Raw genomic sequence first — 17,201 nt, forward strand, 5'->3', positions numbered from 1 at the left:
CCGTACCCCCGCGGTAGCCTGGGCGGTGCCATCTCGCTGCCTGGGCGCGCATTGCCATGGGGGATGTTTTGGGGGATCCGGACCGCCGGCCGAAGACCGATCACCAGCACCCGTCCGACGACACGTCGGTGCACTTCCCTGCGCAGCTGAGACGTCTGCGGGTGCAACGCGGCCTGTCCCTCGCGGACCTCGCACGGCAGACGCACTACAGCAAGGGCTATCTCAGCAAGATCGAGACCGGCTCGAAGCGCGTCACCGTCGACGTCGCGCGGCGCTGCGACGACGTATTGCAGGCAGGAGGTGAACTGCTGCGGATGGTCCGGGAGACGGGAGCGCCCGAGGCCGGCGCCGAAGGCCCTGCCGACACCGGGCCGCCCGCGGACGGCGAGTGTCCGTACCGCGGCCTGCCGGCCTTCACCGCACGGGACGCCGAGTGGTTCTTCGGCCGGGAACGGGCGACGGCCGAGCTGGTCGAACGGGTCTTCGGGCGGGTCGGCGTCGGCCCGCTGATGCTGGTCGCCCCGTCGGGCGCGGGCAAGTCCTCGCTGCTCAACGCAGGTCTCGTGCCGGCGCTGCGGCGCGGCGGCGGCTTCCCGATGCCGGGCGCCGAAACGTGGCCGGTGGTGCGGTTCACTCCCACCGCGCATCCGCTGGAGGAGCTGCTGGACTGCGCCGCGAAGGTCCTGGGCAGCGATCTCGGCATCACGGCACGGGAGTTGCGGGACCGGCCGCACGCGCTGCTCGAAGCCGTCCACCGCCTGTCGGAACGGCCCCCGGCCGGTTCCGGGGACCGGCGGCCGCCTCCGGTACGGCCGGTGCTGCTCGTCGACCAGTTCGAGGAGCTGTTCACGCTCTGCTCCGACGAGGACGAACGGCGCGCGTTCGTCCGGGTGCTCTGCGCGCTGGCCGCGTCCGGTCCGGCGCCGCCGGCCGGGCACGACCCCGCCGTCGTGGTGCTCGGCGTACGGGCGGACTTCTCCGGGAACTGCCTGGACCTTCCGGAGCTGGCCCCGGTCTTCACCGGCGGGCTGTTCGTACTGCCCCCGATGTCCCTCGCGGAGCTCCGGGAATCGATCACCCGGCCCGCCGAACTCGCCGGTCTCACCCTCGAACCGGGCCTGGTCCCGCTGCTGCTGCGCGATGTCGGCCTGCGCGACGATCCGCCGGACCGCACGCCCTCCGGTGCACTGCCCCTCGTCTCCCACGCGCTGATGGCCACCTGGCGGCAGCGCGAGGGCTCCACCCTGACCGTCGCCGGGTACGAGCGCACCGGCGGCATCCAGGGGGCGATCGCCCGCACGGCCGAGGAGGTGTTCGCCCGCCTCTACCCGGCCGAGCAGAACACGCTGCGCCGCGTCCTGGTACGGCTGGTGCACGTGGCCGACGGGACCGGCGCGGCACGGCGCCGGATGAGCCGGACCGCGCTGATGGACCAACTGGCCGACGCGGGCCCCGCCGCGGCCGCGCTCGACACGTTCGTACGGGCCCGCCTGATCACCATGGACAGCGACACCGTCGAGATCACCCACGAGGCCCTGCTGCACGCCTGGCCACGGCTGCGCGGCTGGATCCACGCCGACCGGGCCGGGCTCCTGATCCACCAGCAGCTGGCCCACGCCGCCGCCGAGTGGGAGCGCGAGGGCCGGGACCCGTCGGCGCTCTACCGCGGGACCCGGCTGGACACCGCCCGCTCCTGGGCCGACGAGCTCGACGGCCGGAGCCGGCTCGGCCCCCTGGAGGCCGCCTTCCTCCGGGCCGGCCAGGAGGCGCACGACAGCCGCGAGCGGCAGGCCGGGCGCCAAGTGCGCCTGCGGCAGCGGATGCTGGCCACGCTCGTCGTCCTGCTGGTGCTCGCGGTGGGCGCCGGCGGCCTGGCCTACCAGCAGCGCGCGGGTGCGCTCGGCCAGGAACGCGTCGCCCGTTCGCGGGCACTGGCCCTGCAGTCGGCGGCGCTGGCCGCCGGCCAGCCGGAGGCGTCGATGCTGCTCGCCGGGGAGGCCTACCGGACCGCGCCCACCAGCGAGGCCCGGGGCGCCCTGCTCAGCACCCAGTCCCAGCCGTTCGTCGCCCGCCTGGGCGGGCACGGCGGTCCGGTCAACGCGGTGGCCTTCTCGCCGGGCAACGACGCGCTGGCGACGGCCAGTTCCGACGGCACGGTGACCCTGCGGCGGGTGGCCGACCGCCGCACCCTCGCGACCTTCACCATGCCCGGACGGGTCCGCACGGTCGCGGTGAGCCCGGACGGGCGGACCCTCGCGGCCGCCTCCACGGACGGACCGGCGCGCCTCTGGGACACCGAGAGCCACCGTGCGACGGGGGTGCTCCCCGCGAGTACGCAGGGGGCCCGGGCCGTGGCCTTCGCCCCCGACGGGCGGACGCTCGCGGTCGCCTGCCCCGACGGGACGGTCCGGCTGTGGGAGACCACCGGTGACCACCGCGGCGTCGCGTCCCTCACGGGCCACACCGGGCGGGTCAACGCCCTCGCGTACGCCGCGGACGGCCGGACGCTGGTCTCGGCCGGCGCGGACCGGACCGTACGGCTGTGGGATCCGGTGGACGCGCGTCCGCTGGCCGTGCTCACCGGGCACACCGACGAGGTGCTGGGGGCGGCGTTCGCCCCGGACGGCCGCACGGTCGCCACCGGAGGCGTCGACCGGACCGTACGGCTGTGGGACGTGGCCGGCCGGCGGACGGCCGCGACGCTGACCGGGCACAGCGACGACGTCAACGGCGTCGCGTACACCCCGGACGGCACGACGGTCGTCAGCGCGGGCGGGGACGGGACGACCCGGCTGTGGGACGTGGCCGGCAGCCGGCTGACGGCGACGCTCGCCGGGCACACGGACTACGTGCTCGGGGTGGCCGTGGACCAGCGCGGCGCGATGCTGGCCACCGCCGGTTTCGACCAGTCGGTGGTGCTGTGGGACCTGCGGGGCGCGGTGCTGGCCTCGCGGCCGTTCTCGGAGATCTGGCACGCCGCGTACAGCCCGGACGGAAAGCTGCTGGCCACCGCGGAGGCGGATCACGCGGTCCGGCTGTGGGACGTGGCCGGGCGCCGGGTGCTCGCCACCTTCGAGGGGCACAGCGAGACGGTGTTCTCGGTTGCCTTCTCCCCCGACGGGCGGACCCTGGCCTCGGCCGGCTCGGACGGCACCGTACGGCTGTGGGACGTCGTGGCGGGCGGGCCGTCTGCGACGCTCGCCGGGCTGGGCGGGACCGTCTTCGCGGTGGCCTTCTCCCCCGACGGGCGGACGCTCGCCTCGGCCGGCTCGGACGGCAGCGTACGGCTGTGGGACGTCGTGGGGCGCCGCCCGCTCGCCACGCTCCCCGGGCACACGGACTTCGCCAACGACGTGGCGTTCAGCCCCGACGGACTCACCCTGGCGAGCGCCGGCGACGATCTGACGGTCCGTCTCTGGGACGTGGCCGGGCGCCGCCCGCTGGCCGCCCTCACGGGCCATACGGGTGCGGTCCGCGGGGTCGCCTTCAGCCCGGACGGGCGGACCCTCGCCAGCAGCGGCAACGACGGCACCGTACGGCTGTGGGACGCGCGCCGCCACCGCTTCCTGGCGGCGCTGTCCGGCCACTCCGGCTCCGCGCGGGGCATCGCCTTCTCCCCCGACGGGCGCACGCTGGCGAGCAGCGGCAACGACCGCACGGTGCGGCTGTGGGACGTGGCCGGACACCGGACGGTCGCCACGCTGTCCGGCCATACGAGCGCGGTGTGGGGCGTGGTCTTCGCCCCCGACGGGCGAACGGTGGCCAGCAGCAGCACGGACGGCACCGTACGGCTGTGGAACCTGGACGTCGGGGCGCGGCTGGCGGCGATCGGGCGGTTGCGTGAGTGACTCGGCCGGCCGGGGCGGCCGGCCGGTTCGGACACGTCCGGTTCACCGGCGATTCGCACAATAATACCGCCGATGACAAATCCGCCGGCGCCGCCGGCGAAGGAGCCCGGGAGCCCTTGATTTACGAGCCCCCAATTCAAGTGGAGCCGCTCGCGTGAACGGCTTCGCGAACGGGGTTGTTCCGATCGGCGCACCATCGGGAAAGCCCTGACGATAACCGAATCGGCGTGAGGGTGACCACCCGGCCCGATGACTGAAAAACATCGCCCTGCCAGCGGCTTCATCTGCAGAAATGGCCGATTTCCAGCCAAAACCCGAGCCTCACGGACAGGTGAGGCTCAAATGCGTCGGACCGACCGCCGGATTCGGACCGCTTGTCAACATCCAATTCCGACGAAATCCTCTGACGGCAATCCACTCGATGTCACCTCCTGCCGTGGGCTGAGTCACACGAGGACGCGCATTCGGTCCGGAAATGATTAACATCGCACGTCGGCCCTTTGAGCATTCCGACGTGCAATCAATTCAGGACCGTCGATTCACCCGTGAGTCATCACCGATGGAAGCAGGAGGAACACAGCAATGCCGCACGGATCATCCCCGGCCGACGCCCCGCGCACGGACACCGGGTGGACCTTCGCTTGAGTACGGACGTCCGCGCGGCGCTCGCGAAACGCCGGCTCGGCACACCGTACGAGCTGCTGCTGTTCGCCTTCGTGGTGTCCGGACTCGGCAACTGGATCTACCGGCTGGCACTGCCGCTGATGGTGTTCGAGCTGACCGGGTCGGCGCTGAACACGGCGGTGGTGTACGCACTGGAGTACGCGCCGCTGCTGTTGCTCTCGCTGCCCGGCGGTGTGATCGCCGACCGGCTCGAGCGGCGGCGGATCCTGGTCGTGGGCGACCTTGCGGCGACGGTCCTCGCGGGGATCCTCGCGCTCGTCGTGACGTCGGGGTCCTCGTCGGTGCTGCCGGTCTACCTGGCGGCGTTCCTGCTCGCGTGCGTGGAACCGCTGTACTACCCGGCCTTCCAGGGGATGGTCCCGGACCTGGTCCGCGACGAGGAACTGGAGCGCGCCAACGCCTGGATGCAGATGGGCGACAACGTGATGAGCCTCGCCGGCCCGGCGCTGGCCGGCGTGCTCATCGCGGCCGTCGGCTACGAGGGCGCGATCTGGGCGGACGCGGGCACGTTCGCCGTGTCGGCCCTGGCCGTGGTGGCCGTCAGGACCCGGTCGCGGCCGCCCGCCGCGCAGTCGCCGGAGCCGGTACGCCGCGGCCTGCGGGCGGAGGTGCGGGACGCCCTGGTCCACATCGTCCGGGACAACCGGCCCCTGCTCAGCGGGGCGGTCCTGTTCGCCCTCGCCAACCTGGGCACCTGGCTGGTGCAGGCCAACCTCGTCTACTACCTGAGCGACTACCGGGCGATGTCGCCCGCCCTGATCGGGGTGGTCTTCGCCGCGCAGGGCGCGGGTGCGGCGCTGGGGGCCGCCGTCTGCCCGTGGCTGGGCCGCCGTTTCGCGCCCGGCCGGGTCGTCGTCGCGGGGACGGTGCTCGCCGGCGCCGGGATCGTCCTGCTGATCCCGCTGCGGGGCGTCGTCGGCATCTCCCTGCTGTGGGCGCTGGTCTACGGCATCGGCACCGTGAACATGGTGAGCTGGTTCGTCCTGCGCCAGCGCACCGTGCCCGCGCAGATGCTGGGCCGGGTGGTGGCGACCACCCGGATGATCGCCTTCATGTCGATCCCGGTCGCCTCGGTGCTGGGCGGTGTGCTGGAGCAGCGGTGGCACAACATGTACCTGATCATCGCGATCGCGGGCGGGCTGCGTCTGCTCGTCGGCCTGGGCGCCGTGCTGTCCCCGCTCAACTCGTCGGCCGGACGGCGTGATCCGGCCGATTCCTGACGGCGGGGCCGGGCCCGGCGGAGCGGAGCGGGGCGTGGGCGTGGGCGTGGCGTGGTGTGAGCCGAGCCGCCCGCCGCGGAAGGTTCCGCGCCGCGGGCGGCTCACGCGCTCGGTCGAGCGCCGGACCGGTCCTGACCGGAAGCCGTCGGATGCGCGTCGGCCACCCCTGCTGCCGGCCCTCCCGCGTCAGCTGTCGCGGACCGCGACGATGCCGTTGAAGACGCCGACGTACGCGGTGCCGTCGGGGCCGAGGGTGATCGGGGCCCAGTTGTTGTCGTAGAGCGGGCCGGTTCCGGTCAGCTGCCGCCAGCGGCGTTCACCGGTGCGGAAGTCCACGGCCGTGAGGTACCAGCCGTCGATGCCCCAGAAGTTGGGCTCTTTCTCGTAGAAGTAGAGCAGCCCGTTCGCGGTGGAGAGCTTGGGGACCACGGAGGGAGCGCGGATCGCGCTCTCCCACGCCGTGTCGCAGCCGCTGCCGTCGGCCCGGACGTCGATGCGGGCCACGCCGCCCACGACCGACTTGCCCAGCAGCAGGGTGGTGGGGTTCTCGTAGCCGTAGTTGTTCTCGACGACGATGCTGTTGCCCCAGGTGATCAGGGAGTTGTCGGTGGTCGAGGCGCCGGAGCCGAACACCGGCACCTTGCACACCAGCCGCCGGTCGGCCGGGACGTCCGCGCCCCGCTTGAAGACCAGGACGTTCATCCGGTCGTCGGCGTTGTCGGTGATGGCGACGTAGCCGTTGCCGAAGAGGTCCGGGGTGGTTCCCGAACCCTGGTTGACGGAACCGGGCTTGGCGGCGGTCCCGCGGTCGTACGTCTGGCGCCACTGCACCTCGGGGGTGCCGTCGGCGGCGGCGCGGAAGCTGTAGAGCGCGTGGTCGGAGACGATGGAGACGCCGTCCTCGGCGACCGAGAAGGAGTTCTGGATCTCCTCGCCCGGCAGCCGTACGGAGCGGATCCGCGAGGTCGCCGGGTCCACGGTGCCGACCCGGCCCTGACGGGTGACCCACCAGATGCGGCCGTCCCAGTCGGGCATCACCGAGGTGACGGGGTCACAGGTGCCGCTGGGCCGCAGGTTGGTCCAGGTCACGCAGTCGTGCGGGACCTGGCCGGTGAGGTCCCAGTCGTCGTCGACCGTGAACTTCCAGCTCCCGTCGGGGTTCTGGGAGTGGGCCAGGCGCAGGATGTGCTGGCGGGAGTCGGCCAGCACGGCCCGGTCCTGGTCGTCCAGGTAGAAGTAGGCGCCGCCGGAGGTGTCCTTGAAGATCTTCGCGAAGTCGAGCGAGGTGATCGCCTCGACCGTCGAGGAGCGCTGCGGGAGCTGGTACTCCGCGAGCGTGGCGAGCGTACGCGGCTCCAGGAGCTTGACCTTGAAGCCCGAGAAGGTGCCGCACACCGTGACGAGGCGGCCGCCCGCGTCGAAGGTGGCGGTGGCGCATTCGCCGCCCAGCGCGGCGATCTTCTCGCTGGTCACCTGAAGGTTCTTGCCGAGCGGCCCCGACCAGGGGGCCGTGGCGCTGCCCGCCGCGTCGGAGTGCATGCCGCTGCGGCCGTTGGGCGCGAGGTGGGGGTGCTGCGGCGGCGCCTCGCCGGGCAGCGGGACGGCGGCCGCGGGGCTGCCGTCGTAGTGGCTGATCAGGCGGTGGCCGGGGGCCTTGGGTATCTCCTCGGCCTGGGCCGGCGAGCCGCCGTACATCACCGTGAAGGCGGCGACGACCGGCACCACGGCGCAGTTCAGCGCTCTTCGGAACATCCGGACTTCCTCCCTGTCTCTTCGGTCTTGTTGACATTGCGTCTGACATCGCGCCGCGGCCAGACGCTAGATCGCAGTGCCCGAGGAGTCCATGGATGCGCCGGATGATTCACGAACGCGCAACAGTAGATCAAGGTCAGGGGTGGAGGCTGGAGACCACGTTCGCGGTGGCCGTCAGTCCGTTGTGGATGGTCGCGGCCATGCTGCTGCTCGCGAGGTGGAAGCCGAGCAGTGCACAGACCAGCGCGTGCGAGAACTTGAGTCCGCCGCTGCGCAGGAAGATCCAGGCGAGGATGAGGAGCAGGACGACCACGGAGAGGGAAATCACCATCGAAACCTCCTTACTCGCCGTCATGGTGGCGCAGGAGGGGGTGCCTTCGGGCGAAACACGTGTCCGCCGTACGGGTGTTGACCGTCCGTGACGGGCGGTCGGTCCTTGACGATCTCGCCCCGGTGGGTCGTGCGGCCGAGGCCGACCCGCTCCGCCGACTCGGCCGACCGCGCGCAGGGGTCTTGCCCGGCCCGCGTCGGCCGTGCCATATATGTCTAGACCTTTACGGCAGCGGAGGAAGGCATCCCGTGCGACGCAGAGCCGCCCCCACGCTCGCCCTCTGCCTGGCCCTCGCCGGCCTCACGGGCCCGACCGCGTGCACCGCGCCCGACACCGAGCCCCCGCCCGCCCCGGCCGGCCTCACCGCCCAGGCGGGCAGCGCCACCACCGTGCACGTCATGTGGAACGCGGCGGCCGACCGGGACGGGGTGACCGGCTACCGGGTCTTCGAGGGCGACCGGCTGGTGCGCGAACTCCCGGCCGGGACGACCATGGTGGACGTCACCGGCCTCGCCCCGCAGACCGGCTACGCCTTCACGGTCCGGGCCGAGGACGCCGCCGGGAACCTCTCCGAGCCCGCCCCGGCCGCCCGGGCGACCACCCCGGCGGCCAAGGCCGAGGACCGCACGGCACCCACCGCCCCCGCCACGACCACCGGCCGCGCGACCGGCCCCCGGGCCGCCCGGCTGTCCTGGACGGCGGCGACGGACGACACGGGCGTGACGGCGTACGACGTCTACCAGGGCGGCGTCCGGATCCACACCGCCGGACCCGGCGAGAGCGGCACCGCGCTGAGCGGCCTCCGGCCCGACACCGTCTACACCTTCACCGTCCGGGCCCGGGACGGGGCCGACAACTCCTCCCCCGACGGGCCGGCCGTGGACGTGACGACCCCGCCCGCCTCCGGCGACGGGCCGGGCACCGCCCCGGCCGAGTTCGGCGCGGCCGCCTCACCGGGGGCGGTCACGCTCACCTGGACCGCACCGGACACGGGCCGCGAGACCACCGAGTACGAGCTGTACGTCAACGGACGCGCCACGACCGTCATCCAGTTCGGTGCAGGCGCCGTGCCCACCGGCCGGGTGGAGCACCGGCTCACGGTGGCGGAGCCCACCGGCACCGAATGGGCCGTGAAACTGCGGGCCAGGCTGCCCGACGGCAACTGGGGCGCCTTCTCCGCGGAGCGGCGGATCACCCTCGTGGCGTGAAATTACGTCACCGATCCGGCCCGAACGGCACGGTCGGATAAGAAGATCACGCACAATACATCCGTGTTCGGTGAGTACTCGGTCAATGACAATCAGGCAGAATCCGCGGACGACGACCCCCCTCCGGGTTCCTGCGCGCCGGGGAACCTGCCTCCTGAACCGGCGAGCTTCGTGGGCCGGGAACGCGAACTCCGGCTCCTCGACGACCTGTTGCACGAGCGGCGGCTGATCACCCTCACGGGGGTGGGCGGGGTCGGCAAGTCCCGGCTCGCCCTGCGGGCCGTCGCCGATCCCCGCCAGCTCCGGCCCGACGGCGTCTGGTGGGTGGAACTGTCGCCGCTGCGCGATCCCGACCTGCTCACCGCGACCGTCGCGCACGCCATCGGCCTCGCCGACCACTCCCCGCGCCCGCTCGACGAGGAGTTGTGCGCCTGGATGGCCGACCGGCGCCTCCTCCTGGTCCTGGACACCTGCGAGCACCTGGTGGCCGCCTGCCGCCACCTCGTCGGCGAACTCCTGCAGTCCGCACCGGGGCTGACGGTCCTGATCACCTCCCGCGAGCCGCTCGGCAGCCCGGCCGAGGAGGTCGTCGAGGTGCGGCCGCTGCCCTGCGAGGGACCCGACAGCGACGCCCTCGCCCTCTTCCGGGCCCGCGCCCTCGCCGCGACCGCGCAGGCGGCGGCCGTCTTCGCCGATCCCGTACGGACCGCGCTCGCGGCCGAGGTGTGCCGGCGCCTGGACGGCATCCCGCTCGCACTGGAACTCGCGGGCGCCCGGCTGCGGTTGTGGACGCTGGAGCAGACGGCCGAGCGGATCGGCGAGCGCTTCGAGGTGCTGTCGGGCGTCCGGGCCGCCCTGCCCACCCGGCACCAGACGATGCGGACCACGATCGGCTGGAGCCACGAACTGTGCGAGCCGCTGGAACGGCTGCTGTGGGCCCGGCTCTCCGTCTTCACCGGCGACTTCGACCTGTCCGCGGCCCGCGCGGTCTGCGCGGGCGGCCCGCTGCCCGCCGCCCGGGTGGAGCGGGTCCTGGCGGGTCTGGCCGCCAAGTCGGTGGTCCTGCGCACCGACGAGCGGGGGGCCGGCGCCCGCTACCGAATGCTCGACACGATCCGCGAGTACGGGCACGACTGGCTGCGCGAGCTCGGCGAGGCGCGGCTCGTGAGCGACCGGCACGCCCACTGGTACGCGGCGCTCTCCCAGGCCGCCGACCGGGGCTGGCTGGGCCCCGGACAGGTGGACTGGTACCGCAGGATCACCGCCGAGCACGCGCAGCTGCGCACGGCCCTGGAGCACCTGCTCACCGCCGACCCGACGGCGGCCCTGGAGATGGCCGGGGCGCTGTGGTTCCACTGGTTCGCCTGCGGGCACGTGCACGAGGGCCGGGGCTTCCTGGAACGGGCGCTGCGGGCCGCTCCGCCCACGGGGGCCGCGTACAACCAGGCCCAGTGGGCCCTCGGGCTCACGATGCTGCTCCAGGGCGACATGGACGCGGCCGGGCGGATCGCCGAGGAGTGCACGCGGGACGCGGCCCGGCTCGCGGACCCCGAGCGGGAGCTGCGCGCGGCCTATCTGCAGGCGGTGTCGGTCCTCATGCCCGGCGACCCCGTACGGGCCCTGAGGCTGGCCGGCCCACGGGCCAGGGCGGGCCACGGCGGGCGGACGAGCGGTCCGGGCTGGCTGCTGTGCAAGCTGGCCACCGGCTACGCCCTGTGCGACCAGGGGCGGTTCGAGGAGGCCACCGACGAGGCACGGGCCCTGCGGGAGGCGTGCGCGGAGCTCGGCGAGCGCTGGCTGCGGGCCTACGCGGACTACATCCTGGCGGTGGCCGCACTGGGCCTGGGCGACCACGGGGAGGCGGCCCGGCACGTGCGGGCGATGCTCTCCGGCAAACGGCTGCTGGGCGACCGCTTCGGCATCGCGCTGGGCCTGGACGTGCTGGCCGCGGCGGTGGCCGGGCTGGGCGACGGGGAACTGGCGGCGCGACTGCTGGGCACCGGGCACGCCTGGTGGCGCACGGTGGGCCGGCCGCAGATGGGCTCGCCCTCGCTGACGGCCCTGCGGGACCAGGGCGAGCGGCAGGCCCGGGCCGCGATCGGCGACGCCGCGTACGAGACGGCGTTCCTGGGCGGCGCGGCGACGTCCACCGGCTGAGCAGCGGCCGGTGGACGCTGTGCGTACTGGATCGGCTTCGTCGGGGCTCCCGTCAGTACGGGAGGGGTCTGCCCGACGGTGTGCGCAGGTCCAGGTCTCGAGGGGCGGGCTTGGGGACGGGCTTGCGGATCAGCTGCTGGCGCATGCTGCCTCCTCGCTCAGACCAGGGCCGGGCGGCGGGGTTCCACCGTGCGGCTGTCGGGGAGCAGTTCACCGGTGTCGTCGAAGATCACGACCCCGTTGCACAGCAGGCTCCAGCCCTGTTCTGGGTGGGAGGCCACGATGCGGGCGGCGTCGTGATCGGCGCTGTCGGCGGATGGGCAGGGTGGCTGGTGGGAGCACATGGCGCACCTCCTCGCAAAGTGGGGCGGGAGGGCCGGTGGTCACCCGGTCGATTCCGCGATCCACGGTGGCTGGTGAGTATTGCTGATCGCCACCCCCGGGCGGAACCCATATTCGCCGCCCAGTTCAGGGTGTGTATGCCCGATTACCATGCGCTCATGCCCGGTATCCGGATCGTTCACCGTACGTCCCGGCCGCCCGCCGAGACCTGGCTGCGGCTCACTGACTGGGAGCGCCACGGCGCACAGGTCCCCTTCACGCGGACGATCATCGACACCGCGCCCCCGACGCACGTCGGAACGATCTTCACCGCGCGCACGGGTGTGGGCAGGATCACTTTCGACGATCCCATGGAGGTCGTCCTTTGGCAGCCTCCGGCGGAGGGATCGCCGGGGCTGGTCCGGCTGGAGAAGCGCGGCCGGTCCGTGACGGGCTGGGCGGAGATCGAGACCCGGCCCCTCGCCTCGGGCGGCACGGAGGTCCACTGGCGTGAGGAACTGCGCCTGCGCGGCCTCCCCCGCGCCCTGGATCCCGTGGTCGCGGCGGCGGGCCGGTTCCTCTTCGGGCGGGCCCTCGCCCGGCTGCTGCGGTCCTGAGGACGCGGGCTAGGGTGCCGTGATCACCGCGCCGGTGATCACTACGCGACCGAGGAGATCTCCGTGGCCACTCCGCCACCGCCGCAGCAGGGCGCCGGGGGCCCGTACAGCCCGCACGCCCCGCACCATCCCTACGGCCCGCCCGCGCAGCCGGGAGCCCAGCCGTACGGCGCGTACGGGGCCCACCCGCAGCCGGGCCGGTACGGCTGCACCCTGTGCGGGGCCTGGCCGGCCGCGCCCGCGACCGTACGCGGCCACCAGGGCCTGATCGTGCTGATGCGGTTCCTGAGCCTGCGCGGACCGTTCTGCCGCGACTGCGGACTCGCCACCTACCGCCGCATGTCCTCGGACACCCTGTGGCAGGGCTGGTGGAGTCCGCTCTCCTTCTTCGTCACGCCGGTGACCCTGCTGATGAACCTCGGCCCGCGGGCGGCCTTCCGCCGGCTCGCGCCCCCGGCGGGCGGCCACCGGCCGCCGCTCGACCCGGGCAGGCCGATGTGGCGCCGGGTGCCGGTCCTGCTCTTCCTCGTCCCGTTGCTGCTGCTCTTCCTCGCGATCCCGGCCCTGGTCGTGATCGGCGCGGTGGTCGGGGACGACACGCCGCACCCGCTGACCTCCGGCCAGTGCGTGCGCAACAAGGGCGACTGGACGGACCAGAAGCTCGTCGTGACGGACTGCGGCTCCCCGGCCGCCGAGTACCGGGTGCGCCGGCCCACGGCCGCCACCGGGCCCTGCGCCTCCGGCGACTACCTGGCCCGCCCCGAGTACAGCCCCGACGGCACCCTCAACTGCCTGACACCGCTGCGCTGACGTGCCGGGTGCGGGGCGCCACCCCGCACCCCGGCCGAGGCCCGGCGCCTAGCGGATCGGCATGCCGGAGATCGTGCGGGCGATCACCAGCCGCTGGATCTCGCTCGTCCCCTCGAAGATGGTGTAGATCGCGCTGTCCCGGTGCATGCGCTCCACCGGGTACTCGCGGGTGAAGCCGTTGCCGCCGAGGATCTGGATCGCCTGCGCGGTGACCTTCTTGGCCATCTCGCTCGCGAACAGCTTCGACATCGAGCCCTCGGCCGAGTCGAACGGCCGGCCCGCGACCGCCATCCAGGAGGCCCGCCACACCAGCAGCCGGGCCGCGTCGATCTGCGTCCGCATGTCGGCGAGCTGGAAGGCCACGCCCTGGTTGTCGATGATCGGGCGGCCGAACTGCGTACGGGTCTTCGCGTAGTCGAGGGCGACCTCGTACGCCGCGCGCGCCGTGCCCACGGCCATCGCGCCGACCGCCGGCCGGGAGGCCTCGAAGGTGGCCATGGCCGCGTTCTTCACGCGCTCCCCACCGCCGCTGCGGGCGCGCTCGTGGGCCCGCGCGAGCCGCTCGTCCAGCTTCTCCTTGCCGCCGAGCAGGCAGGAGCCGGGGATCCGTACGTCCTCCAGCACCACCTCGGCCGTGTGCGAGGCGCGGATGCCGTGCTTCTTGAACTTCTGGCCCTGGGACAGCCCCGGGGTGTTCGGCGGCACGATGAAGGAGGCGTGCCCCTTGGTGCCGAGCTCGGGGTCGACGACGGCCACGACGATGTGGACGTTGGCGATGCCGCCGTTGGTCGCCCAGGTCTTGGTGCCGTTGAGCACCCACTCGTCCTTGGCCTGGTCGTAGACCGCGCGGGTGCGCATCGAGCCGACGTCGGAACCGGCGTCCGGCTCGGAGGAGCAGAAGGCGGCTACCTTCACGTCGTCCGGGGTGCCGTACATCTGCGGGATCCAGGTGCCGATCTGCTCCTCGGTGCCGTTGGCGACGACGCCGATGGCCGCGAGTCCGGTGCCGACGATGGACAGGGCGATGCCGGCGTCACCCCAGAAGAGCTCCTCCATCGCCATCGGGATGCCGAGGCCCGTCGGGTCGAAGAACTGCTGGGCGTAGAAGTCCAGGGAGTAGATGCCGACCTTGGCGGCCTCCTGGATGACGGGCCAGGGAGTCTCTTCGCGCTCGTCCCATTCGGCGGCCGCGGGGCGCATCACATCGGCGGCGAAGCCGTGGATCCAGTCCCGTACCTGCTTCTGGTCGTCGTTCAGCTCCATGGTGAACTCCGCCATGTCCCCTCCACCTGTCTGTACTCGTCCATGCGGAAGTTACTAGCGGTAACCTACGCGAAGTCCACAGTCTGTTACCGGCGAGTAAGGGCTGTCAAGCACCGAAGATCCGGACAACGGCACCCGGCGGGACGACCACCGATTCGATCGCCGGGGTGTACCGGGTGTTACGTTGCGTGGGCGTCACGCACATCGCAAGGGCGGGGAGAGAAACACGTCATGGAGACCACTCAGCAGGCCGGCGAACCGGGAGCGGCCGAGCGCCGCAGGCGGGAGCTGCTCGAAGCCGCCGACCGGGTGGTGCTCAGGGACGGCCCGAAGGCCTCCATGAACGCCATCGCGGCGGAGGCCGGCATCACCAAGCCCATCCTGTACCGGCACTTCGGGGACAAGGCGGGCCTCTACCAGGCACTCGCCGTACGCCACACCGACGCCCTGCTCGACTCTCTGCGGGCCGCGCTCGACGCACCCGCCGAGCGCCGCCGACGGGTGGAGGCGACCCTCGACACGTACCTCGCCGCCATCGAGGCCCGCCCGCAGGTCTACCGCTTCCTCATGCACCCGGCCGAGGACTCCCACAGCGCGGAACGCGGCTTCGACGTCGGGCTCCACTCGGCACCGCTGCTGCGCCGGCTCGGCGAGGAGCTGGCCGAGGTGATCGGCGAGCGGGTGGACCTCGGGCCCGGCAGCGAACGGCTGGCCCGGATCTGGGGCCACGGCATCGTCGGCATGATGCACGCGGCCGGCGACTGGTGGCTGGGCGAGCGGCCCTGCGAACGCGCGGAGCTCGTCGCCGGCCTCACGGACCTCCTCTGGGGCCGCCTCTCCTCCGCCGGCAACCGCGTAGACGGCCCGGGCTTCTGACAAGCCCGCCAAACCAGCCTCGTCAGTACCCCTTTGGGCCTCGGCCGGGCAAATTCAGCCCCTCCGGCGTTTGAGGAGCGGGGTCTGAGGCGGAAGCCCCAGGGAACCCGGCTCCGCCGGGGGACCCCCTCTCGAACGCCGGCGAGGCTGGATTGGCCCGGCGCAGCCGAAGAGGGGGCTAGCCGCGCGCCGACCAGGGGGCCTTGCGGATCGCGCGCCGCAGGCGACGGGCCCGCAGTCCGGTCACGCGGTCCGCGTACACGGTCCCGTCGAGGTGGTCGCACTCGTGCTGCAGGCAGCGGGCGAAGAAACCCGTACCGGAGATCCGTACGGGCGACCCGTCCGAGGTGACCCCCTCGACGACCGCCCGGTCGAAGCGAGCCGTCCCCGCCTCCAGCCCCGGCAGGGACAGGCAGCCCTCGGGCCCGAGGAACTCGTCGCCGTCGGCCTCCGCCAAACGCGGGTTGACGATGTGCCCGACGTGGCGGACGTCCTCGTCGTCGGGGCAGTCGTAGACGAAGACCCGCTTCCCGACGCCGATCTGGTTCGCGGCGAGGCCGACGCCCTCGGCGGCGTACATCGTCGCGAACATGTCCTCGATGAGCCGGTCGAGGTCCGGTCCGAAATCGGTGACTTCCGCGCAGGCCGAGTGGAGCACCGGATCACCCAACAGGCTCATGGTGCGGACGAGGCCGGAGGTACCGGGAATGGGGCGCTGTCGCATGGCCGTAAGCCTACGACGGGCGACTATATGAGGAGATCCGCGGCGGGGCGGGGGCGCCGCGGTCAAGGCTCCGGCCGGTACTGGATAGGCTGGGGCCGACCGACGCAAGGAGGACAAGGGACGATGGCAGGCAACACAGAGCCGCTTTCGCCGCGGGCCAAGCTGGCCGTGACGGCGGGCAAGGCCGCGGCGGCGGTGTCGCGGGCCGCGGGACGCGGAAGCGGATCGGTGATCGGTGGCAAGGTCGCACTCAAACTCGACCCCGATCTTCTCGGCGCGCTGGCGCAACACCTCGACGTCGTCCTCGTCTCCGCGACGAACGGCAAGACCACGACGACCCGGCTGATCGCGGAGGCCCTGCGGGCCAGCGGGCCGGTCGTCTCCAACGCCCTCGGCGCCAACATGCCGGCCGGCATCACCTCGGCGCTGGCCGGCGGCTCGGACGCCAAGTACGGCGTCATCGAGGTCGACGAGAAGTACCTGGCCGGAGTGGCCCGGGACGTCACCCCCAAGGTGATCGCCCTGCTCAACCTCTCCCGCGACCAGCTGGACCGCGCCGCCGAGACCCGCATGCTCGCGGAGAAGTGGCGCGAGGGCCTCCAGGGCTCCAAGGCGGTCATCGTCGCGAACTGCGACGACCCGCTGATCGTCTGGTCCGCCTCCTCCTCGCAGAACGTGGTGTGGGTCGCGGCCGGCCAGGAGTGGAAGGACGACGCCTGGTCGTGCCCCTCCTGCGGTGGTGTCATGCAGCGCCCGGGCGACGACTGGTTCTGCGGCGAGTGCGGCTTCCGCCGCCCGACGCCGACGTGGGTGCTCTCCGGAGACCACGTCCTGGACCCGCACGGTTCGGCCTGGCCGATCCACCTGCAGCTGCCGGGCCGCGCCAACAAGGCCAACGCCGCCACCTCGGCCGCCGTCGCCGCCGTCTTCGGCGTCCCGCCGCAGGTCGCGCTGGAGCGGATGTACCAGGTGCAGGCCGTCGCCGGCCGCTACGACGTGGTGAGCTTCCAGGGCCGTGAGCTGCGGCTGCTGCTCGCGAAGAACCCGGCGGGCTGGCTCGAAACGTTTTCCCTGATCGACCCGCCGCCGACGCCGGTGATCCTCTCGGTGAACGCGCGCGGCGCCGACGGCACCGACACCTCCTGGCTGTGGGACGTGGACTACCCGCGCCTGGCCGGCCACCCGATCTTCGTGATCGGTGACCGCAAGCTGGACCTCGCGGTCCGCCTCGAGGTCGCGGGCCTGGACTTCCGGGTGTGCGAGACCCTCGACGAGGCCGTGCAGCTCGCGCCGCCCGGCCAGATCGAGCTGATCGCCAACTACACCGCCTTCCAGGACGTCCGCCGCCGCGTCGGCAACTAGGCCCGTCAGAAACGCAGAGGACAAGAGC

General features: G+C 72.9%; 13 protein-coding genes. 8 read left to right on the forward strand and 5 right to left on the reverse strand.

All coding sequences use genetic code 11. From position 1 onward, the window contains the following. The first annotated feature begins 56 nt into the window (after nt 1-56). Together OG472_RS09680 and OG472_RS09685 are read left to right on the forward strand one after the other, a co-directional pair. Nucleotides 57-3,848 (forward strand): helix-turn-helix domain-containing protein, encoded by a 3,792-nt coding sequence (locus OG472_RS09680; RefSeq protein WP_405941328.1) that lies wholly within the window; start codon nt 57-59, stop codon nt 3,846-3,848. A 641-nt stretch (nt 3,849-4,489) separates the two neighbouring features. After that, entirely contained in the window at nt 4,490-5,752 is a 1,263-nt protein-coding gene (locus tag OG472_RS09685) for an MFS transporter (protein WP_405829021.1), read from the forward strand. 186 nt (nt 5,753-5,938) lie between these two features. Here OG472_RS09685 and OG472_RS09690 read toward each other — a convergent pair whose 3' ends face one another. Beyond that, nucleotides 5,939-7,504: a hypothetical protein gene (locus OG472_RS09690; protein ID WP_401613056.1), complete on the reverse strand. Its 1,566-nt coding sequence runs from the start codon at nt 7,502-7,504 to the stop codon at nt 5,939-5,941. A gap of 136 nt (nt 7,505-7,640) precedes the next feature. Beyond that, nucleotides 7,641-7,835, reverse strand: a complete 195-nt coding sequence (locus OG472_RS09695; RefSeq protein ID WP_401613054.1) for a hypothetical protein — start codon at nt 7,833-7,835, stop codon at nt 7,641-7,643. 248 nt (nt 7,836-8,083) lie between these two features. Here OG472_RS09695 and OG472_RS09700 point away from each other — a divergent pair, with 248 nt between their 5' ends. Together OG472_RS09700 and OG472_RS09705 are read left to right on the forward strand one after the other, a co-directional pair. Then, a complete protein-coding gene (locus OG472_RS09700; RefSeq protein ID WP_405829024.1) occupies nt 8,084-9,043 on the forward strand; it encodes a fibronectin type III domain-containing protein in 960 nt (319 codons plus the stop codon). Nucleotides 9,044-9,106: 63 nt separating this feature from the next. Then, nucleotides 9,107-11,200, forward strand: a complete 2,094-nt coding sequence (locus OG472_RS09705) for an ATP-binding protein (protein ID WP_405829026.1) — start codon at nt 9,107-9,109, stop codon at nt 11,198-11,200. Between the two features lie 158 nt (nt 11,201-11,358). Here OG472_RS09705 and OG472_RS09710 read toward each other — a convergent pair whose 3' ends face one another. Beyond that, nucleotides 11,359-11,544, reverse strand: coding sequence for a DUF5999 family protein (locus tag OG472_RS09710; RefSeq protein ID WP_319730935.1), 186 nt, complete (start codon nt 11,542-11,544; stop codon nt 11,359-11,361). Between the two features lie 156 nt (nt 11,545-11,700). Between OG472_RS09710 and OG472_RS09715 the strand changes: the two genes are divergently transcribed. Then, nucleotides 11,701-12,138: an SRPBCC family protein gene (locus OG472_RS09715; protein ID WP_405829028.1), complete on the forward strand. Its 438-nt coding sequence runs from the start codon at nt 11,701-11,703 to the stop codon at nt 12,136-12,138. 63 nt (nt 12,139-12,201) lie between these two features. Then, on the forward strand, nt 12,202-12,948 hold the full coding sequence (locus OG472_RS09720; RefSeq protein WP_405829030.1) for a hypothetical protein: 747 nt from the start codon (nt 12,202-12,204) through the stop codon (nt 12,946-12,948). 48 nt (nt 12,949-12,996) lie between these two features. Here the strand turns inward: OG472_RS09720 and OG472_RS09725 are convergent, their stop codons facing one another. After that, nucleotides 12,997-14,226, reverse strand: coding sequence for an acyl-CoA dehydrogenase family protein (locus tag OG472_RS09725; RefSeq protein WP_401613044.1), 1,230 nt, complete (start codon nt 14,224-14,226; stop codon nt 12,997-12,999). A gap of 216 nt (nt 14,227-14,442) precedes the next feature. On the opposite strand from OG472_RS09725, the gene OG472_RS09730 reads away from it, so the two are divergent. Continuing rightward, nucleotides 14,443-15,087 (forward strand): TetR family transcriptional regulator, encoded by a 645-nt coding sequence (locus OG472_RS09730; RefSeq protein WP_383574183.1) that lies wholly within the window; start codon nt 14,443-14,445, stop codon nt 15,085-15,087. A gap of 178 nt (nt 15,088-15,265) precedes the next feature. On the opposite strand, the gene def is transcribed toward OG472_RS09730, so the two are convergent. Beyond that, nucleotides 15,266-15,811, reverse strand: coding sequence for a peptide deformylase (gene def, locus OG472_RS09735; protein WP_401613042.1), 546 nt, complete (start codon nt 15,809-15,811; stop codon nt 15,266-15,268). A gap of 123 nt (nt 15,812-15,934) precedes the next feature. Here def and OG472_RS09740 point away from each other — a divergent pair, with 123 nt between their 5' ends. Then, on the forward strand, nt 15,935-17,173 hold the full coding sequence (locus OG472_RS09740; protein WP_361757403.1) for a MurT ligase domain-containing protein: 1,239 nt from the start codon (nt 15,935-15,937) through the stop codon (nt 17,171-17,173). Nucleotides 17,174-17,201 lie beyond the last annotated feature (28 nt).

This window comes from Streptomyces sp. NBC_00207, from assembly GCF_045160965.1.
Classification (GTDB): Bacteria; Actinomycetota; Actinomycetes; order Streptomycetales; family Streptomycetaceae; genus Streptomyces.